The 22,479-nt window shown below is 67.9% G+C and carries 20 protein-coding genes; 9 read left to right on the top strand and 11 right to left on the bottom strand.

From position 1 onward, the window contains the following. Nucleotides 1-16 precede the first annotated feature (16 nt). From AC5P6E_RS18700 to AC5P6E_RS18685, 4 genes are all read left to right on the top strand, one after another. Nucleotides 17-763, top strand: a complete 747-nt coding sequence (locus AC5P6E_RS18700; RefSeq protein ID WP_010482830.1) for an S-methyl-5'-thioinosine phosphorylase — start codon at nucleotides 17-19, stop codon at nucleotides 761-763. Between the two features lie 88 nt (nucleotides 764-851). Further along, the gene (locus tag AC5P6E_RS18695; protein ID WP_005410590.1) at nucleotides 852-1,058 is read left to right on the top strand and encodes a cold-shock protein; all 207 of its coding nucleotides are present in this window, start codon (nucleotides 852-854) and stop codon (nucleotides 1,056-1,058) included. 103 nt (nucleotides 1,059-1,161) lie between these two features. After that, nucleotides 1,162-2,430 carry an FAD-dependent oxidoreductase gene (locus tag AC5P6E_RS18690; RefSeq protein WP_312662916.1) on the top strand — a complete coding sequence of 423 codons (1,269 nt, stop codon included), beginning with the start codon at nucleotides 1,162-1,164 and terminating at the stop codon, nucleotides 2,428-2,430. A gap of 180 nt (nucleotides 2,431-2,610) precedes the next feature. Further along, nucleotides 2,611-2,880 carry a hypothetical protein gene (locus tag AC5P6E_RS18685; RefSeq protein ID WP_019336695.1) on the top strand — a complete coding sequence of 90 codons (270 nt, stop codon included), beginning with the start codon at nucleotides 2,611-2,613 and terminating at the stop codon, nucleotides 2,878-2,880. 1 nt (nucleotide 2,881) lies between these two features. On the opposite strand, the gene pdeM is transcribed toward AC5P6E_RS18685, so the two are convergent. The 4 genes from pdeM to AC5P6E_RS18665 are packed head-to-tail and all read right to left on the bottom strand — an operon-like array spanning nucleotide 2,882 to nucleotide 8,571. Then, complete coding sequence (gene pdeM / locus AC5P6E_RS18680; protein WP_043402352.1) at nucleotides 2,882-3,523, bottom strand: ligase-associated DNA damage response endonuclease PdeM; 642 nt, start codon at nucleotides 3,521-3,523, stop codon at nucleotides 2,882-2,884. Continuing rightward, nucleotides 3,513-5,972, bottom strand: coding sequence for a ligase-associated DNA damage response DEXH box helicase (locus AC5P6E_RS18675; protein ID WP_049481939.1), 2,460 nt, complete (start codon nucleotides 5,970-5,972; stop codon nucleotides 3,513-3,515). Before AC5P6E_RS18675 ends, pdeM begins: the two co-directional genes overlap by 11 nt. Further along, nucleotides 5,969-7,576 (bottom strand): ATP-dependent DNA ligase, encoded by a 1,608-nt coding sequence (locus AC5P6E_RS18670; RefSeq protein WP_019336698.1) that lies wholly within the window; start codon nucleotides 7,574-7,576, stop codon nucleotides 5,969-5,971. The genes AC5P6E_RS18675 and AC5P6E_RS18670 overlap by 4 nt, the downstream gene beginning before the upstream one ends. Next, nucleotides 7,573-8,571: a ligase-associated DNA damage response exonuclease gene (locus tag AC5P6E_RS18665; protein WP_191849785.1), complete on the bottom strand. Its 999-nt coding sequence runs from the start codon at nucleotides 8,569-8,571 to the stop codon at nucleotides 7,573-7,575. The genes AC5P6E_RS18670 and AC5P6E_RS18665 overlap by 4 nt, the downstream gene beginning before the upstream one ends. Nucleotides 8,572-8,684: 113 nt before the next feature. Between AC5P6E_RS18665 and AC5P6E_RS18660 the strand changes: the two genes are divergently transcribed. Then, nucleotides 8,685-10,322, top strand: coding sequence for an acyl-CoA dehydrogenase family protein (locus AC5P6E_RS18660; protein WP_495231202.1), 1,638 nt, complete (start codon nucleotides 8,685-8,687; stop codon nucleotides 10,320-10,322). A 281-nt stretch (nucleotides 10,323-10,603) separates the two neighbouring features. On the opposite strand, the gene AC5P6E_RS18655 is transcribed toward AC5P6E_RS18660, so the two are convergent. The 3 genes from AC5P6E_RS18655 to AC5P6E_RS18645 all read right to left on the bottom strand — a co-directional run bounded on the left by AC5P6E_RS18655 (nucleotide 10,604) and on the right by AC5P6E_RS18645 (nucleotide 12,814). Further along, nucleotides 10,604-11,014: a hypothetical protein gene (locus AC5P6E_RS18655; protein ID WP_010482846.1), complete on the bottom strand. Its 411-nt coding sequence runs from the start codon at nucleotides 11,012-11,014 to the stop codon at nucleotides 10,604-10,606. A 158-nt stretch (nucleotides 11,015-11,172) separates the two neighbouring features. After that, nucleotides 11,173-11,514 carry a hypothetical protein gene (locus AC5P6E_RS18650; RefSeq protein WP_004153024.1) on the bottom strand — a complete coding sequence of 114 codons (342 nt, stop codon included), beginning with the start codon at nucleotides 11,512-11,514 and terminating at the stop codon, nucleotides 11,173-11,175. 124 nt (nucleotides 11,515-11,638) lie between these two features. Then, entirely contained in the window at nucleotides 11,639-12,814 is a 1,176-nt protein-coding gene (locus AC5P6E_RS18645; protein WP_495231200.1) for a thiolase family protein, read from the bottom strand. 183 nt (nucleotides 12,815-12,997) lie between these two features. On the opposite strand from AC5P6E_RS18645, the gene AC5P6E_RS18640 reads away from it, so the two are divergent. Further along, nucleotides 12,998-15,838, top strand: a complete 2,841-nt coding sequence (locus AC5P6E_RS18640) for a S8 family serine peptidase (RefSeq protein ID WP_495231198.1) — start codon at nucleotides 12,998-13,000, stop codon at nucleotides 15,836-15,838. Between the two features lie 44 nt (nucleotides 15,839-15,882). On the opposite strand, the gene AC5P6E_RS18635 is transcribed toward AC5P6E_RS18640, so the two are convergent. Next, entirely contained in the window at nucleotides 15,883-16,980 is a 1,098-nt protein-coding gene (locus AC5P6E_RS18635; protein WP_010482852.1) for a Glu/Leu/Phe/Val dehydrogenase dimerization domain-containing protein, read from the bottom strand. Nucleotides 16,981-17,258: 278 nt separating this feature from the next. On the opposite strand from AC5P6E_RS18635, the gene AC5P6E_RS18630 reads away from it, so the two are divergent. Beyond that, nucleotides 17,259-18,335 (top strand): HDOD domain-containing protein, encoded by a 1,077-nt coding sequence (locus AC5P6E_RS18630; RefSeq protein ID WP_049436439.1) that lies wholly within the window; start codon nucleotides 17,259-17,261, stop codon nucleotides 18,333-18,335. A 3-nt stretch (nucleotides 18,336-18,338) separates the two neighbouring features. Here AC5P6E_RS18630 and AC5P6E_RS18625 read toward each other — a convergent pair whose 3' ends face one another. From AC5P6E_RS18625 to AC5P6E_RS18615, 3 genes are all read right to left on the bottom strand, one after another. Further along, entirely contained in the window at nucleotides 18,339-19,928 is a 1,590-nt protein-coding gene (locus AC5P6E_RS18625; protein ID WP_312662909.1) for a phospholipase D family protein, read from the bottom strand. Between the two features lie 103 nt (nucleotides 19,929-20,031). Continuing rightward, entirely contained in the window at nucleotides 20,032-20,730 is a 699-nt protein-coding gene (locus tag AC5P6E_RS18620) for an RNA pseudouridine synthase (RefSeq protein WP_010482859.1), read from the bottom strand. Nucleotides 20,731-20,777: 47 nt separating this feature from the next. After that, the gene (locus AC5P6E_RS18615) at nucleotides 20,778-21,278 is read right to left on the bottom strand and encodes a M48 metallopeptidase family protein (RefSeq protein WP_010482861.1); all 501 of its coding nucleotides are present in this window, start codon (nucleotides 21,276-21,278) and stop codon (nucleotides 20,778-20,780) included. 62 nt (nucleotides 21,279-21,340) lie between these two features. Between AC5P6E_RS18615 and AC5P6E_RS18610 the strand changes: the two genes are divergently transcribed. Further along, complete coding sequence (locus AC5P6E_RS18610; RefSeq protein ID WP_019338831.1) at nucleotides 21,341-21,898, top strand: DUF2058 domain-containing protein; 558 nt, start codon at nucleotides 21,341-21,343, stop codon at nucleotides 21,896-21,898. Between the two features lie 170 nt (nucleotides 21,899-22,068). Further along, nucleotides 22,069-22,335 carry a DksA/TraR family C4-type zinc finger protein gene (locus tag AC5P6E_RS18605; RefSeq protein WP_019662141.1) on the top strand — a complete coding sequence of 89 codons (267 nt, stop codon included), beginning with the start codon at nucleotides 22,069-22,071 and terminating at the stop codon, nucleotides 22,333-22,335. Nucleotides 22,336-22,479 lie beyond the last annotated feature (144 nt).

Below are 22,479 nucleotides of genomic sequence, written 5' to 3'. Positions count from 1 at the left end.
TCATGGAGTGCTTCGAATGCAACAGATCGCCCTGGCCGTGATCGGCGGTACCGGTGTCTACAATCTGGCCAAGCTTGACGATGTGCAGACCCACGAGGTCGACACCCGCTTCGGCCGCCCGTCGGGCCCGGTGCGCGTCGGTACGCTGCTCGGCCATCGCGTGGCGTTCCTGGCGCGGCATGGCGAAGGCCATTCGCTGCCGCCGCACAAGATCAACTACCGCGCCAACCTGGCCGCGCTGCAGCAACTGGGCGCGCAGCGCGTGCTGGCGTTGAACACGGTGGGGGGCATCACCGAACACTTTGGTCCGCGCGTGCTGGCTTGCCCGGACCAGATCATCGACTACACCTGGGGCCGCATCAGCACGATCTGTGAAGAAGAAGGCACCGACGTGGTCCACGTCGATTTCGGCCACCCGTACACGCCGATGCTGCGCAGCAAGATCCTGGCCGCGGCCAAAGTGACCGGTGTCACGGTCCATGACGGTGGCTGCTACGGCGCAACGCAGGGCCCGCGCCTGGAAACCATCGCTGAAATCGCCCGTATGCGCCGCGACGGCTGCGACCTGGTGGGCATGACCGGCATGCCGGAAGCCGCGCTGGCACGCGAGCTGGGGCTGGATTACGCCTGCCTGGCGATCATCGCCAACTGGGCTGCCGGGTGTGGTGATGGCGAGGAGATTACGATGGCCGAAGTGCTGGCCAACGTGCAGGCGGCCGGCAACGGACTTCCGGAACTGGTGGGCGAATTGGCACGGGGGTGATTGTCTTCCCCGAGCAAGCTTTGCATACTCAGCTTGTGCGCGGGTTCAGCGTACACCACCCATTCATTGCATAAGGTCTCGCATCACCATGCCGAACGGTACCGTCAAGTGGTTCAACGACGCCAAGGGATTTGGCTTCATCTCGCCGGAGGATGGCAGCGCCGACGTGTTCGCGCACTTCTCCGCCATCAACTCCAAGGGCTTCCGCAGCCTGCAGGAAGGCCAGCGTGTCACCTATGACGTGACCCAGGGCCCGAAGGGTGCCCAGGCTTCGAACATCACGCCGGCCGAGTGATCCACTCGACAGTGCGTTGAAAACCCCGCTCCGGCGGGGTTTTTTTTTGCGCGGCATGCCTGCGGCCCGTTCGCGATCCACCCACCTCGGGCACAATGCGCCCATGAAGGAACGACTGCGCATCGCCGTGATCGGCTACGGCACCGCTGGACAGGCAGTGTCCATCCTGCTCACCCGTGACGGCCACGAGGTGGAGATCTTCGAACGCGTGCCCACGCCGGGACCGGTTGGCGCCGGCTTCCTGCTGCAGCCCAGCGGCCTGCAGGTACTGTGGCAGATGGGCCTGCTTGATTCCGTGCGCGCACATGCCGCGCCGGTGCACCGCCTGTATGGCGACACGCCGTGCGAGCGCGCGGTGATGGACATGCGTTACGACGGACTGGATGCGCGCCTGCACGGCCTGGGCATGCAGCGCGGGGCCTTGTTCTCGCTGCTGGATGAAGCGCGCGCGGGTGCAGGCCAGTTGCATGCGGGCGTCAGCATCGCGGCGGTGGATGCCGAGCAGGGCCGCCTGCGCGACAGCGACGGTCGCATGCACGGTCCGTTCGATCTGGTGGTGGCCGCCGATGGCGCCGCCTCGACGCTGCGCGGCACGATCGCCGGCGGTGCCGGGCTGGACCGCGTGTATCCGTGGGGGGCGCTGTGGTGCCTGCTGCCGGCCGAAGACTGGCCGCACGTGCGGGAGCTGCGCCAGCGCTACGTGGCCGCGCGCAAGATGATCGGGCTGCTGCCGGTCGGTACGCGCCCCGGTGATGACACGCCGCGCCTGAGCTTCTTCTGGAGCCTGCCACGCGCCGACTTCGAGCGCTGGCAGGCCGACGGCATGGCCCCCTGGCTGGATGAACTGCATGCACTGTGGCCGCAGGCCAGTGCGCGCTTCGCCCATCTGCGCGATGCCGGCCAGATGGCGCGCGCGGTCTACCGTGATGCGGTGATGACGCGCTGGCACCAGGGCCGCATGGTGCTGGCCGGTGATGCCGCGCACGCGATGAGCCCGCAGCTGGGGCAGGGGGTGAACATGGCGCTGCTCGATGCGTTGGCATTGCGCGATGCCGTGCGCGCGCAGGGGGGCGGTGCCGGAGCGTTGCAGGCGTACCAGGCGCAACGCAGGGCGCACGTTGCGGTGTACCAGCGCTGGAGTCGTTGGCTGACACCGCTGTTCCAGTCCGACCGCGACGCCTGGGCCAAGGCGCGTGATGTGCTGCTGGGCCCGATGGGGCGCCTGCCCGGTGGCCGTGGCCACATGCTGCGCGTGCTCAGTGGCACCCAGCACGGCTGGTTCGGTGCGCTCGCACTGGATCCGGCTTTCGTCGACGCATTGGCCACCGCAGCGGAGACACCTCGCATCAACGCGATCACGGCCAATGCGTGAAGCGCGTCGTCACGTGAATTAACGGTTGCCTCACCGCGGATATGCGAGAAGTAGGTTGCACGCGATTGCGCGTCGCCCGTTTTCCTTTCCGTGATCGACATCGCGCGTGGCCCGGGCGGCGCTGCCGTTGCGGCCTGTTGCGGCCCGGACGTGCCGCCTGTTGTTGAAGAGGAGGACGCCATGTTGTTCGCGGTCGAGGAGCTGGAATCGGAAATCTGCAAGCTGCGCGGATTGCTGCAGATGCTGCACGAGGACCAGCCCGACGTACTGGAGGACGTATTCGAGTTCCATGTCGGCAGCCTGATCAGTCATGCATCAGCGGAGCACCACGCACGCATCCGTACCTGCGCGCAGGAGATGCTGGCGGCGATCCAGGCGTTGCCGCGGCGACGTGAAGATGACACGCCTGATTTCCGGTTGATGCCGCAGCTGGGTATTCGTCCGGCCTGATTCAAGCCTCCGGCAGTTCCACCAGGCCGCCCTGCACGCAGACGATCATCTGCTCGCCAGGGACGGGGGCAGGGACGATTCCGGCGGTAAACGCGGAGAAGGCGGGCAGGATTGTCGTCCGGTCGCGCAGCCAGAACGCGGCGAAGCGCCGCCGCAGGGGCGGCAAGGCAACCTGCGGATGCAGATGCCCGGCGATCACATGCAGCTCTGCATCGGGCATCGGCTCATGCCGAAGCAGGAATGGCCCCAGCCGTACTTCATCGTGGATCTGGACCTGCAACTGCGCATGCGGCAGCTGGCGGTCGTGATTGCCGCGCAGAACATGCACGTCCAGTGCAGCATTGCGTTCACGCCATCCCAGCCATTGCTGGTACCAGGCAGCGCGATGCGCTGGCCCATGCAGGATGTCGCCCAGGATCCACAGCTCGCGGCAGGCATGCCTGTCCAGCAGCCCCTGCAGGCGTTGCAGGTCTTCGCCGGTGCCGCCGCTGGGCAACGCGATGCCGGCACGACGGAATGCATCGGCCTTGCCCAAGTGCAGGTCGGCGATCAACAGTGCCTGCCGCGCAGGCCAGTACAGTGCACGCGCGCCAAGCAGAATCAGCGATTCGCCGGCGCGCAGCAGCGGCAGTTCATCGGCCATGGCGGCGCTCCAGCTGCTGGGCCGCGCGTTGCACACGGGTGCGCCAGTCTTCGTTGCTGAACTGCCCGCGCAGGCGTTCGGCCCACAGTGGAAAGCCCAGCGGTGTGAGTGATGCCGGGTGCTGCACCGAGAAGACCTGCATGCCGATCCTTGCCAGTACCTGCTGCAGCCCTGGGAGGTCCAGGCTGTCGTGCAGCACTTCGCGTTCGGCCAATGCCAACAGCAGGTGGCCGGGGTCATGCTCGCGCAGTACGTCGTAGAGCAGGCCCGCCGAGGCCTGCAGCTGGCGCAGCGACCGCGGCATGCCGCCGGGCAGGCTGGGCACCAGCAGGCCGGCTACGCGTGCGATGCCACGGAACTGGCGCCGCGCCAGCTCGCCCAGGTTCACTGCCGCGCGCAGATCGTCCAGCAGCTGATCGGGGGTGAACAATGCGCGCCATTGCGCCGCATCCAGATCGATCGCCTGCGCCGGTGCCAGCACCAGGCCATGATCGTTCACCGCATAGCCGATGCTGTTGCGCTGCCAGCGGGTACAGCGCAGTGCCAGCAGGGCGGCCAGCGCCTCGTGCACGTGGCGGCCGGCAAAGGGGTAGACGAACAGGAACTGGCCTTCGCGGCGCCGCACCTCTTCCACCAGCAGATGTTCCGGGCCGGGAAGCGCCGACAACTGCTGCTGCAGTGCCAGCAACGGTGACAACCAGCGTGATTCGGCACTGTCGTCGGCGCCGGACAGTACCCACTCCAGCTCACGGCCGAGCGGCATCGACAGCGGCAACTGGCCTCCCTGCCAGCGTGGCACCACACCATCACCGCGCCCTCGTGCCAGCCGCACGAAGGCGGTCATGTCGCGCAGCTGCACCAGTTCCAGCAGGCGCCCGGCGAACTGGAAGCGATCACCACGGCGCAGGCGGCTGGCGAACTGTTCCTCCACGGCGCCCAGGCCACCACCGCGCAGGAACTGCACGCGCACGCTGCCATCGCTGCTGATGGTGCCGATCGACAGCCGATGGCGCAGTGCCTGGCGGCGATCGTGCATGCGGTAGCAGCCGTCGTCATCGCGCACGACCTTGTGGAAATCAGGGTACTGGGCCAGCGCCTGGCCGCCCTGCACGATGAAGGTCAGTACCGCCTGCCATTGGCCGTCGCCGAGCGATGCGAAGGCGTGGGTGCGCCGCACCTGCGCCAGTAGCGCATCGCTGTCGAAGCCACCGGCCAGCGCGCGGCTGACCGCATGCTGGGCCAGCACATCCAGCGACAGCGTCGGCGGCCTGCGTGCTTCGACCACGCCGGCGGCCAATGCACGGCGCACGGCGGCGTACTCGGCCAGTTCCAGCGCATGACTGGGCACGCACAGGATGGAGCCGCTGGCGCCCGGGCGGTGGCGCGCACGTCCGGCGCGTTGGCGCAGGCGGGCCACACCCTTCGGGCTGCCCAGCTGCAATACCTGCTCAACCTCGGGGAAGTCCACGCCGAGGTCGAGGCTGGAGGTGGCCACCACGCAGCGCAGCACGCCCGCGCGCAGGCCATCCTCCACCTGCTGGCGCAGCGCCGGATCCAGTGAGCCGTGGTGCAGCGCAAGCGTGCCCTGGTCTTCGGGCCAGACTGCGGCCAGCGCCTGATGCCATAGTTCCGCCTGCGCACGCGTATTGGTGAACAGCAGGCTGCTGCGTGCCTGCATCAACGCGTCCAGCACGCGCGGCAGTTGCGCCAGGCCAAGATGCCCGGCCCAGGGGAAACGTTCGCCGGGGTCAGGCAGCAGGCTGCGCACGCCGACTGCGCGCGGGCGCACGCCCTGCACGATGGGCGCGTCGGGCTGCCCGGGCAGCAGCACGTCGCGTGCTTCATCAAGATTGCCCAGCGTGGCCGAGAGCCCCCACAGCTGCAACGCGGGGGCGATGTCGCGCAGCAGCGCCAGGTTCAGTTGCAGCAGCACTCCCCGCTTGTTGCCCAGCAGTTCATGCCACTCGTCCACCACCACGCAGCGCAGCTGGCGCATGCGTGCCACGGTATCGGGATAGCTCAGCAGCAGCGCCAGCGATTCGGGCGTGGTCACCAGCACGTCGATGCGGCCTTCGCGGGCCTGGCGCCGCTCGCGGTTGCTGGCGTCACCGCTGCGCAGGCCGACACGCCATCCCAGTCCCAGGCCGTCGACGACGGCCTGAAGGGCGCGGGCGGTATCACTGGCCAACGCGCGCAAAGGCGTCACCCACAGCACCTGCAGTGGGCGCACCGCGCTGGCCCTGCGGGGCGGTGGCGGTGGATCGATCAGCGCCTGCAGCAACGGCCCACCGAACATCGCCAGCGTCTTGCCGCTGCCCGTGGGCGTATGCAGCAACCCGGATTCGCCGGCCAGGTAGTGGCGCCACATTGCGCGCTGGAATGGCAGTGAGCGCCAGCCGCGTGCCGCGAACCAGTCTTCCAGCCTGCGCAGCGCCTGGCTGCGGTTCATCGCGCCAGCGCCTGCAGCGTAGCCAGCTGATCGGCCTCGCTGGCAGGCTTGTCGTGGCGCCAGCGCAGGATGCGCGGAAAGCGCACGGCGATACCGGATTTGTGCCGGCTGCTGCGGTTGACCGCTTCGAAACCCAGTTCGAACACCTGTTCGGCGCGCACGCTGCGCACTGGACCGAAGCGCTCGCGGGTGTTGGCGCGGATCCAGCGGTCGAGCGCGAGGATCTCCTTGTCGTCCAGGCCCGAATACGCCTTGGCCACCGGCACCAGCGTGTCTCCGTCCCAGACGCCGAAGGTGTAGTCGGTGTACAGCGTGCTGCGCCGCCCATGGCCGGCCTGGGCGTACAGCAGCACCGCGTCGATCGTGAGTGGATCGACCTTCCATTTCCACCAGTCGCCGCGTCGTCGCCCGGTCTGGTAGGGCGAGACACGCCGTTTCAGCATCAGACCTTCCACGCCGCGTTCGCGTGCCACGTCGCGCATCGCTGCTGCCCGTTGCCAATCGTCGGCGTCAACGTCGGGCGACAGCTGGATCCGCACATCGTCCAGCGCACCGATGACCTCAGTGAGCCGCGTACGCCGTTCCTGCAACGGCAGCTCACGCAGGTCCGCGCCATCGACTTCCAGCAGGTCATAGGCGAGCACGCGCACCGGCGTGTTGCGCAGGGTGGCCGCACCGGGTTTGCGGCGCTGGATGCGGGTCTGCAGCGCGGTGAAGGCACGCGGCAGGTTGGCGTTTTCGTCCCAGGCCAGCAGCTCGCCGTCCAGTACGCAGCCATCGGGAAGCGCCATCGCCGCCTGCTCGATTTCGGGGAAGCGGCCATCCAGCCGCTCTTCGCCACGCGACCACAATGCGACCTCGCCACGCCGGCGAAGCAGCTGCAGGCGAATGCCATCCCATTTCCATTCCAGCAGCCAGTCATCGATCGGGCCGAGCCGTTCGGCAGGTTCACCTTCCAGTGGCGATGCGAGGAAGAACGGGTAGGGCTGCTGACGGTCCAGCGGAAGCTCATCCGGCGACAGCAGCTGAGCCAGCAGCCCGGGCGAGGGCACCCACTCGCCAAGCATGCGCTGGGCGATGCGTGCGATGTCCAGGCCGGACCATTCGGCCAGCGCCTGCTGTACCAGCCGCTGCGAAACACCTACGCGCAGGGCACCGGTCAGCAGCTTGTTGAACACCAGGCGTTCGCTGCTGCACAGCTGCTGCCAGCCTGCGACGACCGCCGCACGGCGCACTGCTTCGGCTTGATTGGCCACCGCCAGCAGATGTTGTTCGATCCATTCGGCCAAGGGGCGGTCGACAGCTGGCCGGGATGGATCATCCAGCAGCAGGGTCAGCGTTTCGGCCAGGTCCCCCACCTGCGCATAGCTGTCCTCCACCAGCCAGGGCGGCAGGCCCGATTCCTCGCTCACCCACGCGCGCAGTTCGCTGCTGGCGGCGATCTTCCGGCGTGCGCCGCCCACCTTGCCGCCGCTGAGCAGGTACAGCGCCCATGCCGCGTCATGCGCACGCGCCTGGCGGAAGTAGTCGACCAGCGCCGCACGCTTGTCCAGCGTGGCGGTGCTGCGATCCAGGCGCTGGTAGAGCGCAGCGAATGCCTTCATTCTTCGCTCCCGAAATCGGTACGGAAGGCTTCGGCAGCCACGCCGCGCTCGCGCAGGAACGGAATCAACGCATCGGTATTGCCATGGGTGGCGATCACCCGCTGGGCGCCCGTCTGTTCGATGGTCTGCAGCAGTGCTGGCCAGTCGGCGTGATCGGAAATGACAAAACCGCGATCGACATTGCGACGCCGCCGATTGCCGCGCAGCTGCATCCAGCCGGATGCGAAGCCCAGCTGGTGGCGGCCGAAGCGACGCATCCAGGGCGTGCCCGCAGCTGACGGCGGCGCGAGGATCAGCTGGCCGGCGGCATCCGGCTGACGGCCCTGTTCGGCCATGGTGAGCGTCTCCAGCATCGGTACGCCGGCCTGCCGGTAGACCGCCACACCATTGGCGATGGCGCCATGCAGCCAGGCCGGGCGATCGTCCAGTGGCCGCAGTTCGGCCAGCACCCGTTGCGCCTTGCCCAAGGCATAGCACAGCAGGATCGCCGCTTCGCCACGTTGTTCGCATTCGCGGCGCCACGCCACGATTTCCGCCGCCACCGCCGGCGTGTCCGGCCAGCGGTAGATGGGCAGGGCGAACGTGGCTTCGGTGATGAAGGTATCGCAGGGCACCACTTCGAACGGCGCGCAGGTCGGGTCGGGCTGGCGCTTGTAGTCGCCCGAGGCCACCCAGACCTGCCGGCCGTCGTCGATGCGTACCTGCGAAGAGCCGAGGACATGGCCGGCAGGGTGCAGCGATACCTGCACCTTCCCCAGGCGGAACGGCACGCCCTCGACGTGCGCCTGCACCGGCACGTCACCCAGGCGCCAGCGCAGGATCGGCAGGCTGCCTTCGCTGCAGTGGTACTCGCCCATGCCCGGACGGGCATGGTCGCCGTGGCCATGGGTGATGACCGCGCGCGCTACCGGTCGCCACGGGTCGATATGAAAATCGCCGGCGGCGCAGTACAGCCCCTCCGGGCGCAGCACCACCAGATCGTCGTTGCCTGCCATGCGGTCACTGTGGCCTGCGTCTCGTGCAGAGGGTGAGAACCGGCCTGAACACGGGCTTGGCAGGCGATGCGGCACAATCGGGCCGCAGACCTCTTGCCGCCAGGATGGACCGGATGAGTGGACCCAGCTTCAGCAGCAACGCGCCGTATGAAACCCATGTGGTGCTGAACCAGCCGCCGCCGTTCGCAGGGCGACAATTGTGGACCGACGACGTGGCGCTGATGGAAGCCGTGCAGCGCGAAGGCGCCGCCAGCTTCGCGCCGCGGCTGGGTGTCTATGGTGCACTCGCCGGTGATGAACTGTACCGGCTCGGCTTCGATGCCAACCGTGATCGTCCGCGGCTACGCACGCATGATGCACAGGGCCATCGCATCGACACGGTGGAGTTCCATCCGGCCTATCACCGGTTGATGGACGCGGCCAAATCGCACGGCGTCGCAGGATTGTCCTGGCATGAGCCGCAGCCTGGCGCACACGTGGCACGTGCGGTGTTGAGCTACCTGCATCACCAGGCCGAGGCGGGCACCAGCTGCCCGTTGACCATGACCCATGCGGCGGTGGCGGTGCTGCATTCGCAGCCGCATCTGGCCGAGTGGGCGCGCAAGGCCGCTGCACCGGTCTATGACCCGCGCGACGTGCCGGTGGCGGACAAGGCCGGCATCACCCTGGGCATGGGCATGACCGAGAAGCAGGGCGGCTCGGATGTCCGTGCCAACAGCACGCGCGCCGAACCGATCGATGGCGAGCGTTATCGCCTGGTCGGCCACAAGTGGTTCTTTTCCGCGCCGATGTGCGATGGCTTCCTGGTGCTGGCGCAGGCGCCGGGAGGACTGACCTGCCTGCTGATGCCGCGCCGGCTGGCCGATGGTGACCGCAATGCGTTCCGGTTGATGCGGCTGAAGGACAAGCTTGGCGACTGGGCCAACGCCTCCAGCGAGGTCGAGTTCTGCGGCGCACAGGCATGGCGCGTGGGCGAAGAGGGGCGCGGCGTGGCCACCATCATCGGCATGGTGATGATGACCCGCCTGGACTGCATGCTGGGTGCGGCGGCAGAGATGCGCATGGCGCTGGCGCAGGCGCTGCACCACGCACGCCATCGACGCACCTTCGGCAAGCTGCTGGTCGAGCACCCGTTGATGACCAACGTGCTGGCTGATCTGGCGCTGGAGTCGGAAGCGGCCACGGTGTTGGCGATGCGCATCGCACGCGCGGTGGATCGTGCCGGTGTGGATGCCAATGAAGCGGCGATGGCGCGGTTGGGGACGGCACTGGGCAAGTACTGGCTGTGCAAGCGCGCACCGGCTTTCGTCAATGAAGCGCAGGAATGCCTGGGCGGTGCCGGCTACGTGGAGGAGTCGATGCTGCCGCGCCTGTACCGGCAGGCACCGTTGAATTCGATCTGGGAGGGCAGCGGCAACATCCAGTGCCTGGATGTGCTGCGCGCGCTGGCGCGTGAGCCGGAGGCGATGGCGGCGTTGCGCGGTGAGCTGGCGTCGGTGGCTGATCGCGATGCGCGCTATGCAGCGGCATTGCAGCGTTGGGCAGCGGCGCCGCCGCCGGAGGAAGCGCAGGCGCGGCTGTTCTGCGAGCGCACTGCGCTGCTGCTGCAGGCGGCGCTGCTGCTGCGTGCGCGCAGTCCGATGACGGAGGCGTTCGTGCGCAGCCGGCTGGAAGGGGAGCATGGGCTGGCGTTTGGGACGCTGCCGGCGGGGCTGGAGCTGACGGCGATGCTGGCGCGCGCGCTGCCGTAGGGAATAGCCAACGGCGGTGCCCCTCGTGGTGGGCGCTGATACTGATGGATGGGCCGCGCGGGTAGGTTGCGCTGGGGGCGCCGTGAATACGTCCTTGTAGGCTCGGGCGCGCCATCCATGGCGCTTACGCCCCTGCGCAACCTACCCGCGCGGCCTTGGACGGTTTCCGTGCCGTCCACCACGGAATCAACAGAAAGAGCGGAGAGCGAAAAGCAGAAAAGCCGCGGCAGTGCCGCGGCTTTTCCTGTAGCGCCGAGCCGATGCTCGGCTGCCGATACACCTCAGTGCTTGGCTTCTTCCTTGGCGGCGTTGGCCTTGGCGTCATTGGCGACATCACGTGCCTTGTCGGCAACCTTCTGCGCGGCGTTGGCGGTCGCGTCGCTGGCGTGTGCGGCGGCGTCGGTTGCGGCGTCCTTGGCCTTGTCGGCCGCGTTCGCGGTGGCGTCTGCAGCCTTGTCCAGCGCCTGCTGGGTATCGGCGGCGGCCTGCTCGGACGCGGCAGCGGTCTTGTCGGCGGCGTTGCGGGTGGCTTCGGCGGCCTTGTCCACGGCGTCACGGGCGGCAGCGCCTGCGCTGTCGGCAGCCTGCTGTGCGTCCTGCTTGGCCTGTTCGGCTTCCGGGCCCTTGCAGGCGGCCAGGGCCAGCAGCAGGGAGGCGGCCAGCAGGGTGGTGGTGATCGGACGAATCTTCATGGCGGTCTCCGGTACTGCAATGGATGGGGACGCCAGCCTATTCATGCCGTTGTGAAGACGGGGTCGCGATGCAGCGGCTCCGTCGCGCGCATTTCGACAAAAGAAAAAGCCGCTGGCGAACCAGCGGCTTTTCCAGAACAGCGTGAAGAAAGAAGTTATTACTTCTTGGCTTCTTCAGCAGCGTCCTTGGCCTTCTCAGCGGTGCCTTCAGCAGCCTTGGCAGCGTCAGCAGCGGCGCCGGCAGCGGCGTCGGTGGCAGCAGCGCCAGCCTGGGCAGCAGCGTCAACCGAAGCGTCAGCAGCGGTGGCGGCGGTGTCAGCGGCCTGCTGGGCAGCGTCGGCGGTCTGGGCGCCAGCAGCGGCGGCCTGGTCGGCAGCAGCCTGGGCTTCGGTGGCGGCTTCGTTGGCCGAAGCAGCGGCGTCCTGGGCAGCTTCCTGCTTCGAGCAGGCGGCCAGGGCCAGAGCCAGGGACATCGCGACCAGCAGCTTGTTGATGCTCATTGTGTGAATCCTCGTCGTTAGAATTAGGCAACGCGCATGCTGCGCGCCGACAACATGATGACAAGCCAAGATTGGGTGTCAAGCGATCCCGCATTCATTTTTGCGAAATCATCGTTAAATCCATTTAAATCAATTCGATGGCGATAGCCGTTGCTTCGCCACCGCCGATGCACAGGGTGGCAATGCCGCGCTTGCCACCGCGCGTGCGCAGGGCGTTGACCAAGGTCACCACCAGGCGTGCACCGGAGGCGCCGATCGGATGGCCCAGTGCGCAGGCACCGCCATTCACGTTGAGCTTGTCATGCGGGATGCCCAGTTCGCGCATCGGCGCCATCGCCACCACGGCAAAGGCTTCGTTGATTTCAAACAGATCGACCTGGTCCAGCGACCAGCCGGTCTTGTCCAGCAGCTTGTGCAGCGCGCCGATCGGGGCGGTGGTGAACCACTCCGGTTCCCGCGAGTGGGTGGCGTGGCCGACGATGCGGGCCAGCGGGGTGATGCCACGCGCGGCTGCGTCTTCCTCGGTCAGCAGGACCACAGCGGCGGCGCCGTCGGAGATGCTGGAGGAACTGGCGGCGGTGACGCTGCCGTCCTTCTTGAAAGCCGGACGCAGGGTCGGGATCTTGGCGATGTCCGAGCGGCCGGGCTGCTCGTCGGTGGTGACCTCGACCTCGCCCTTGCGGGTGGCGACCTTCACCGCGACGATTTCATCGGCGAACGCACCGTTGGCCTGGGCCGCCTGCGCGCGCTTGACCGATTCGATGGCGTAGGCGTCCTGCTCTTCGCGGCTGAACTGGTACTTGTCCACGGCGCATTCGGCGAATTCACCCATCGCCTTGCCGTCGTATGCGTTGACCAGGCCATCGTGGGCCATGTGATCGACCGCCTGGAAGTTGCCGAAGCGGTTGCCGGTGCGCGAGTTGGGCAGCATGTGCGGCGCGTTGGACATCGATTCCATGCCGCCGGCGACCACGATGCTGGCCGAACCGGCCTTGATCAGGTCATGGCCGAGCATGATGGTCTTCATGCCCGAGCCGCACACCTTGTTCAGCGTGGTGGCACCGGTTGACAGCGGGATGCCGGCAGCGATCGCCGCCTGGCGGGCCGGCGCCTGGCCCAGATTGGCCGGCAGCACGCAGCCCATGAGGACTTCGGAAACGTCGCTGGCCGGGATGCCCGACTGTTCCAGGGCGGCGGCGATGGCGGCCGCGCCGAGGGTCGGGGTCGGCACGCCGTTGAACTGGCCGAGGAAGGAGCCGATGGCGGTGCGCTTGGCGGCGGCGATGACGATGTTGGACATGGCAATCTCGTTGATGCGTAAGCAATGTTCGGAAAGGAGACCGTGGGCCGTTGGAAGCGCCCCGGTTTCCCGGCAGACTGCGTGGGGGTCGGCCCAAGTATAGAGGGTCGGGGAGGGCCGCCGTTGGACGGCGCCGCATGCCTGCCGGCACAAGGGCGGGCCAACGTTCATGGGAAGGAATCGATGAAACGCACGACGACGGTGAGATCTGCCCTGGCAACCGCGCTGGCACTGGCGCTGACGGCCTGTGGTGGAGGTGGCGGGGGCGGCAACGTGCGCATTGAGACACCGCCACCACCGCCGCCACCGACTACCCCGCCACCGACGACGCCGCCCCCGGTCAAACCACAGGAGCCGGCTTTCGACGCGCATCTGTCAGTCACCAATGCGCGCGCCGCACAGGCTGCCGGCCTGACCGGTCAGAACGTGCGCATCGGCATCGTCGACTCCGGCGTGCAGCGCAATGCGGTGGCATTGAATGGCCGGGTGCTGGCCAACCTCAACTACATCGATCCGGCCAGAAACAATCTGGGTGTCGATGATGTGGTCGGCCACGGCACCGCCGTGGCCAGCCTCGCCGCCGGCGCGGCAACGGGCTCCTGGCCGGGCGGCATCGCGCCAAAGGCGCAGATCGTGTCGGCACGGATCATTGCCGACAAACCGCCGACCGACGACGGCAGCGGACGTGGCAATGCATTCAGCGGACCGCTGGGTGTGGCCCAGGTCCACCAGGACCTGATCAGCTACAACGTGAAGGTGATGAACAACTCGTGGGGCGGCCTGTACTGGACCGACCTGCCGACCACCGCGCAGGTGGCCGCCGAATATCGTCCCTTCGTGATCAACCACGGCGGGCTGGTGGTGTTTGCCGCGGGCAATGATGGCCGCAGCGAACCGAGCAGCCTGGCCGCGCTGCCCAGCCAGCAGGGCGTGGCCGGCACGCTGCCGGCCGCCGATCTGGAGCGCGGCTGGCTGGTGGCCACCGCCGTGGATCCGTATGCGCCCGGTACGCTGGCCAGCTATGCCAATGCCTGCGGCCAGGCAGCCCGGTACTGCCTTGCGGCGCCAGGCAGCGCGGTCTATCCCGATGCCAATGGTGGCAGCTACTACTGGAACTACGGCACGTCATTTGCGGCGCCCTTGATTTCCGGCGCGGCGGCGCTGGTCTGGGAGCGCTTCCCGTACTTCAGCAACGATCTGGTGCGGCAGACCCTGCTGGGCACCGCCAAGGACATCGGCGCGCCGGGCGTGGATCCGGTGTTCGGCTACGGCCTGCTCGACATCGGCCGTGCGATCAACGGTCCGGGCCGTTTCGACTGGGGGGATGTGGTCGCCAACGTGGATCTTGCTTCGACCGGCTCGGCGTGGCGCAACGATATCGTCGGCAGCGGCGGCCTGGTCAAGCAGGGCGGGGGCACCCTGGTGCTGGCCGGCAACAACAGTTACACCGGCGCCACCCGCATCGAACGCGGCATCCTGTCGCTGCAGAACGGTGGTGTGGTCCGTTCCAATGTGACCATTCTCGGCCAGTCCGATCCGGATTCGACCGGCCTGCAGTTCAATGGCGGCACGCCCCGCGTGATCGGCAATGTGGTCAACGGCAGCAGCGTGTTCCTCACCACCGGCAACACCACCGGCACGATCGAGGGCAACTACACCCAGCAGGCCGGTGCACAGCTGATGATCGCACTGGGCGCCAATGCGCTGCAGGTCACCGGCAATGCCGCGATCGACGGTGGCGTGCGCGTGCATGGCTTCGTTTCCGGCTACGTGCCACAGAACGGCAGCCGCCAGGACCTGATCCACGCGGCAGGCGGACTCAGTGGCACCTTCAGTACGCCGGCTACCTCCAGTGGCCTGCAGGGGCTGTCGTTGCTGCAGAGCAGTTACGGCTACGACAGCAACAACGCCTGGTTGAACCTGACCCAGGTCAGCGTCACCGCAGCGGCCAGCGGCCTGGGGGCGTCCGCCCAGGCGGCAGCACAGCGCCTGGAAGGTGCATTCGCAGCACTCGACAAAAACGCAGGGCTGCAGGGATCGGCCTTTGGTGCAGCGGCCGGCGCCCTGCAGTGGACCGGCGGTGGCCCGCAGGGCCTGGCCGCCAGCCTGCAGAGCCTGTCCGGTCAAGCGCACGCCCGTGCCGAAGCGGCGACCTTCGACAGCATCGACATGTCGCGGCGTGCGATCGCCGAGCGCTTCGATCGTGTACAGGCCGCACCGCGCCTGCGCGGTAGCTGGCAGAGCGCGCTGGGTGAGGCGGGGCAGGGCAGCTTCGCCGGCAACGCCGCCGACAGCCGGGGCTGGATGGCCGGCCAGGATCTGCCACTGGGCAGCAACGGCCTGATGGGCGTGGCGTTTGGCGAGACCCGAAGTAATGGTGGCAGCAGTTTCGGCGGCGATCGTGGGCGTGATCGCCAGGCGCAGGCGCAGCTGTACGCGGGCTGGAATCTGGGGCGTGGCTACGCGCTGGCCCAGGTCGGAAGCGGCCAGTTCACCCGCGCGCTGGATCGTCAGCTGCTGCTCGGTGCGGGCGCCTATGGTGTCTCTGCGCGGTATGGTGGCCGTTTCAGCAGTGCCAGCGTGGAGGGCGGGTACCGGCTGGGGCGTGCAGGCGCATCATTGACGCCCTACGTCGGCGCCAGCACCACGCGCGTGGATACCGACGCCTTCAATGAGCTCGGCGGCTTCGGTTTCGGCCTGCGGGGTGATGCCAATCGCGTGCAGCGCAGCCAGATGCTGGCCGGTATCCGCGGCGAGCGTGGCTGGGGGCGTTGGACGCTGCGTGGGCATGCCGAATGGCAGCAACGGATTGATGGCGCGGATGCGGACTGGCAGGCCAGTTTCGTCGGCGTCGATGCCTGGGCACCGCTGGCGGGCTGGAACGCACCGCGCGGCAGTGCGCTGATCGGCGTGGCGCTGGAATCGTGGTGGGGCCGCAATGGCCGCCTGAGCCTGGGCTTCGACCAGCGCGTCGGTGGCGAAGGTGCGCGGCAGGCAGCCTTGCGCTACAGCACCGGCTTCTGAAGGACAGGTCGCGCCGGGTCATGCCCGGCGCGACGTCGGCTGGCTCAGCCGCCGCGCAGGTTGCCCAGGCGCGGGGTGCTGCGGCCCAGCGGCATCTTCAGCTTGCCGATCGACAGGATGCGGCTCTCGGCGATGCGGTCGGCGGCACGCTGCGGCGCGATGTTCTCGCGCTGCGACAGTTCGAAGATGCGGGTGAGGTTGTGGTAGATGCTGCGGATCAGGCGCATCGCGCGTTCGCGGTTGTAACCGTCGATCTCCAGCGACACGTTCATCACGCCACCGGCATTGACCGCATAGTCCGGTGCATACAGGATGCCGCGCGCATGCAGCTCGTCGCCGATCTCCAGGCTCGACAGCTGGTTGTTGGCGGTGCCGCAGATGATCTTCGCCTTGATCCGCGGCAGGGTGTCGGCGTTGATCGCGCCTTCCAGCGCGCACGGTGCGAACACGTCGGCGTTCACCTCGTGGATCTCGTCCGGCTTGACTGCTTCCGCGCCGAAATCGCTGACCGCGCGATCAACCAGCGCGCTGTCCAGGTCGGTGACGTAGAGCTTGGCGCCGCGGTCGCGCAGCAGCTTCACCAGTTCCATGCCGATGTGGCCCAGGCCCTGCACTGCGATGCTGGTCTTGCCCACTTCCTCATGGCCGAACTTGAAGCGCATCGATGCCATCAGTGCCTGCAGCGCACCGTAGGCGGTGAACGGGGCGGGATCGCCGGAGCCACCATGGACCTGGTGCACGCCGGTCACGAACTGGCTTTCCAGGTAGATGTTCTCCATGTCGTTGACGTCGGTGCCGACGTCCTCGGCAGTGATGTAGCGCCCGCCCAGGGAATCGACATAGCGGCCGAAGGCACGGAACAGCACCTCGGTCTTGTCCACTTTGGGGTCGCCGATGATCACCGCCTTGCCGCCACCTACGTTGAGGCCGGCCAGTGCATTCTTGTAGGTCATCGTCCGGCTCAGCCGCAGCGCATCGGCCAGCGCCTCGTCGGTGCTGGCGTAGGGGCGCATGCGCACGCCGCCCAGGGCCGGGCCAAGGGTGGTGTTGTGGATGGCGATGATCGCCTTCAGGCCAGCGTCGTGGTTGTGGCAGAACACCACCTGTTCGTGGCCGGTGGTGGCGAGGGTTTCGAATAGCATGGCGTCTCCGATGGCGCGATCAGCGGCGAACTGCAGCGAACGGCCAGTGAACGGTAGGGTCCCAAAACAAAAAAAGCGACGTCGTCGGTGCAGGGGGACGGGTCGCGCGGCGCCATTCTAGTCCATTCCCCCGGCCGGTGCCGTCGACATCGGCGGCCTTCCGGTTAAAGAAGATGAAAGTGCGGCCGATGCTGCGACGACGGCGGGTGGCCGGATTCGCGTGAAGAGGCAGGGCGGTCAGTGACGGCAAGGACACCACAACGACAGGGCGGGCGGCGATGACGCCGGCCTGGTGGCGATCGCTGCGCGGCTGGCTGGCGCGCTCGACCGGGGCCGCGCCGTCCCGGTTGGCGGCGGTGTCGCGGCAGGCGGTGGCGGCGGCTGCGGCCAGCCTGCAGGGTGAGGCGCTGCCTTCGGCCGAGATCGCTGCACATCTGCAGCGCGGCCTGCATGCGCTGGCCCTGTACCCGCGTCTGGCCGGTGAATCCACGCCGGTGCAGGCCGCGGGGCTGGGCGAGGCGGTGGCGCGCGCGCTGCAGGACCGGGACTGGGCGGCCCGTCAGTTGCCGCGCCGCCCGCAGCTGCTGCCGCAGCTGATCCAGACGGTCAACGACGATGCGGCATCGGCGCGGGTGATGGCGGCGATCATCGGCCAGGACCCGGTGCTGACCGGCAACCTGCTGCGCATCGCCAACAGCCCGGCCTACAAGGTGCACGAGCGCCCAGTGGAAAGCCTGCAGCGGGCGGTGACGCTGGTCGGTACCGAAGGCGTGCGACAGATCATCAGCGCGGTGCTGGTGCAGCCGGTGATGCAGGTGCAGTGCGAGGTGTTTCCGCAGTTCAGCACGATCATCTGGGAGCACGCACTGCTGGCTTCGCGCGCAGCCGCTGACCATGCGCGCACGGTCACCTTCGGCGATGCCTTCGCCGCGCAGTGGCTGGGCCTGGTACAGGGGCTGGGGGCCGCACTGGTGATGCGCCAGCTGCTGCAGGAAGCGCAGGCACGCGATGAGACGGTGGAGCCGGCGCTGGCGCTGCAGCTGCTCCAGCAGTGGTCGCTGCCGTTGGCGCAACGCGTGGCTGCGGCCTGGGAGCTGCCCGAGCCGGTGCACCAGGCACTGGCGCCCGAGGCGGATGGCCCGCTGGCTGACAGCCTGCGCCTGGCCAGTGCGGCCGCAGCGGCCAGCCTGCTGTGCCGGCATGGACATGCCAGCCAGAGCCGCATGCTGGCCCTGCTCGAACAGTTGCCTTCGGCGCCGCCGCATGCCCTGCGCTGGATCTGGCGGCGCCTGCACGGGCGCAGTGTGGAAACACGCGATGACGCTGGACAGGAAGAAGCGGATCCTGCGCCCTGAGTGCTACAGCTGCGATTCCACCGGCAGCCAGCTGATCACCCGCGCGGTCCAGCGCTTGCCCAGGCTGGCCCCGGGTTCGGCCTCCACCCAGTGCGGCGGGGGCTGCCGCTCCAGCCAGCGCAGGTCATCATCGCGACCCAGCGCCAGCCACCAGCTGTGCTCCGGGCCGGCAAGGCGCAGGTACTCGTCGCGCAATTGCGCACCCAGCACCGGGTCGTCGAACAGCACGCCCATTTCGGTATTGAGGTAGGCCGAACGCGGGTCGAGGTTGAACGAACCGACGAAACCGCGACGGTCATCGACCACGAATGCCTTGGTGTGCAGGCTGGCCCCGCTGCTGCCGAACAGGCTGGCATCCAGCTGGCCGTGTGCCTTCAGTTCGTACAGCTGCACGCCGGCCTTCAGCAGCGGCACGCGGTAGCCCATGTAGCCGCCGTGTACCGCCGCCACGTCGTTGGCGGCGAGCGAATTGGTGACCACGCCGACCTGCGCGCCGCGCGCGGCCAGCGCCGACAGCGCCTCGACCCCATCGTTGCCGGGCACGAAGTAGGGAGAGATCAGCAGCGCACTGTGCCGCGTGCTGCGCAACTCGTCGCTGAGACGGCTGACCAACCAGCCGCGGCGATCGTCATCGCGGTGCTTCATCGGCGGATCGGAAGCGATGCGCACGTTGGCGCTCCAGTGCAGCGGTTCCGGGCTGGGCCGCTGCAGTGCGCGTGATTCGGCCACGCGCTGCAGGTAGGGCTGTGCCTTGGCATGCATGGCATCCAGGTCCGACTGCCGCACCAGCTGCTGCAACTGCGCAGCGGTGTACGAGGCCAGTGCGGAAATCGGGATCGCCGTGCTGCTGTTCCAGTAGTCGTCGAAGATCTGGTTGGCCTGCTGCACGGCGGGGCCGGCCACTACCAGATCCAGGTCCTGGAAGTTCACATCGTCGCGTGCGCTGAAGTATTCCTCGCCGATGTTGCGGCCACCGACGATCGCGATGCGGCCGTCTGCGATCCAGCTCTTGTTGTGCATGCGGTGGTTCACGCTGAAAGCGCGCTGCACCAGTTCCAGCGTGCGCGCGATGCCGCTGCGGTTGCGGAACGGGTTGTACAGGCGGATCTCGATGTTCGGATGCGCATCGAGCGCCATCATCAGCGCGTCCTTGTCCTTGGCGTTCATGTCGTCAAGCAGGATGCGCACGCGCACACCGCGCTCGGCGGCGTCGTACAGCGCCTTGGCCATCAGGTGGCCGATCAGGTCGTCGTGCCAGATGTAGTACTGCAGGTCCAGGCTGCGGCCTGCGTGCGTGGTGATCATCGCGCGTGCGGCGAAGGCATCCATGCCATCACTGAGGAACGCCACGCCGGACTGTCCGGGGTGTGCGTCCTGCAGCGGCACGATTTCCTGGTCGATGCGGGTCTGCGCCGGCTGCAGTGGCAGCACATGCGAGGGTGCGCCCTGCGCCCGTGGCGTGAGATGGTCGGCCAGCAGCAGCCCGGACAGGACCAGCAGCAACAGCGCGGCGAGGATGATTGCAGCGACGCGCAGCAGGCGTCGCCACAGGGGCTTGGGCAGGCTCATGGCCCGATGGTAGAGCCACGCCATGCGTGGATGAAAGCCAACAGATTCATGGCAGTAGATCCACGCCATGCGTGGATGCCTTCTTCAGGCAACGTCACGCCATGCGCGGATGACAGGAACTTCGCGGTCAGAACCGTTCGTCGCTGCCCAGGTAACGCCACTGCCCCGCAGGCAGCGGTCCCAGTGCCACGCGGCCAATACGCAGCCGACGCACGGCCGTCACCTGCAGGCCGGCAGCGGTGACCGCCACGCGCAGGCCCTTGGCCGTCAGGCCCTTGCCCGCGAAGCGCAGGCGCTGCTCGCTCTGCCAGCTGACCTTGGCGCCGCCCGATTCCTGCTGCAGCCGGGCCATCAGCCACGGGCCGCGCTCGGGCCCGCCTTCGGCCACTTCGATCAGGTATTCCTGTTCGGTGCGGCCCAGATTGCGCTGCAGATGGGCCAGCGTGGCCGGATCCTGGCTGACCACCACCAGGCCGCTGTCGCTGGCCGGAAGCGAGGCGGCCAGCTGCAGGCCGTGGAAGTGTCGCTGCAGCGGACGGATGTCGCTGGCATCAAGCTCGCTGCGGCTGTCACTGCTGACCAGCGCACACAGGGTCTCAGCAGCAACGCCGGCCGGCTTGTGCAGCAGCATGCTGACCCGCTCGGCCTTTTCATCGCTGGCCTGCTCGGCCACGACGATCACCGCGCTGTCATCGACCGGACGCTGCGGCTGTTCCACCACGTCGCCGTTGACCGTGACCCAGCCGCCTTCGATGTAGCGTCGCGCTTCGCCGCGCGGGATGCCGAGCAGAGCGGACAGGCGTTTGTCGAGACGGATCGGTTCCATGGCGGAAAGGTCAGGCAGGGGGCGCGCAGTGTAGCTGCTGCGGCCGGTCAGCGCTGGCCGCGGTTGGCCAGCTCGGTCAGGTACAGCCGGGTATCGAACTCCAGCTGCAGGTAATCCGGCTCCATGTGCTGGCACAGCTGGTAGAAGGCCTTGTTGTGGTCGGCCTCCTTCAGGTGGGCCAGTTCGTGCACCACGATCATGCGCAGGAACGCGGCCGGTGCCTGGCGGAACACGGTAGCGATGCGGATCTCGCGGCTGGCCTTGAGGCGGCCGCCGTGGACGCGGGAGATGGCGGTATGGGTGCCCAGCGCGTGCTTGATCACTTCCAGCGTGTTGTCGTAGCAGACCTTGTTGAGCGGCACCGACTTGCGCAGGTAGCGGTCCTTCAGGTCCTGGGTGTAGTCGTACAGCTGGCGGTCGCTGCGCACTTCGTGCGGGTCGGGGTAGCGCTGCTGCAGCCAGGGGCCGAGTTTGCCCTGTGCCAGCAGGTCGCTGACCTGGGCGACCAGGGGTTCGGGATAGCCGGTGAGGTACTTCAGGACTGCCATGCAGGGGCGGCGGGGCGTCGGTAGAATGGAGCATCCAAGATTACACGCGGTACGCATCGACCATGGCAAAGCCCAACGCGCTGCAGGAACAATTGCTCAAGGCCGGCCTGGCCAAGAAGTCGCAGGCCAGCGCTGCCGCGAGCGCGCAGGCCAAGGCCCGGCAGGGCAAGGCCGAATCGACCTCGGCCGACGTCCAGCGCGAGGCTGAACGGGCCCGCGCCGAGAAGGTCGAGCGCGACCGCGCACTGGCCGCCGAGCGCAATGCCCAGGCCCGTCAGGCTGAACAGAAGGCGCAGGCGAAGCAGATCATCACGGCCCATGCCGTGCCCCACAAGGGCGACGACGAGTACCGTTTCAGCGATGGCGCGGCGATCCGCACCCTGCTGATCGACCCCAAGCTGCGCAAGGCGCTGTCGGTCGGCGTGCTGGTCATTGTCGCCAATGGCGAGGGCTACGCCCTGCTGCCACGTGCTGCTGCCGAGAAGGTGCGTGAGCGCGCCCCGGAGGCGATCATTGTCGACCATGGCCAGCCGGGCTCGACCGCCGAGATCTCCACCGGCAACGCCGAGGACGACGCCTACTACGCGCAGTTCCAGGTGCCGGACGACCTGGTCTGGTAAACAAGAAGGGGACGGAGGGGACTAAGTCGCAATCGGCTTGATCGAACCCATCCGCGCTCTGTTCGTCTTCCTGAAGAGCAGCCGAGCGTGGCTCGGCTCTACATTAAGGCGTGCCTTTTTGCCGGGGTGTATCGTCTCCATATCAGGCGACACACCTGCGGAGGATGGCCATGGCTACCGGTTGGGCGGGAGACGGCGCGGTCCAGGACCAGATCGACGCCACCGTCGACGATGCGATCGCCCGCGCGCGGCGCCAGCTGCGCGAGGGCCCGGGTCTGGAGCACTGTGAGGAATGCGACGCGCCGATCCCGTTGGCGCGGCGCCAGGCCGTGCCCGGTGTCCGGCTGTGCGTGGCGTGCCAGCAGGCGCGTGACGACGAAGAACAGGCGCATGCCGGCTATAACCGGCGTGGCAGCAAGGACAGCCAATTGAGGTAAAGGTTGTTCGGCAGGGCTGCGCCCTGCACCCGCCGAAGCCTTCAAGCCAAGGCAGCAGCAACAGCAAAAGCTGGCATTCCGTGGGGTGGCGGGGCGGTGTCGGAGTGCGGGGACGCCGCAAGTACGTCCTTGTAGGCTTGGCAG

This window comes from Stenotrophomonas sp. YJH_SMC_16, assembly GCF_059367875.1.
This window is presented reverse-complemented; position numbering and strand designations above follow the sequence as displayed.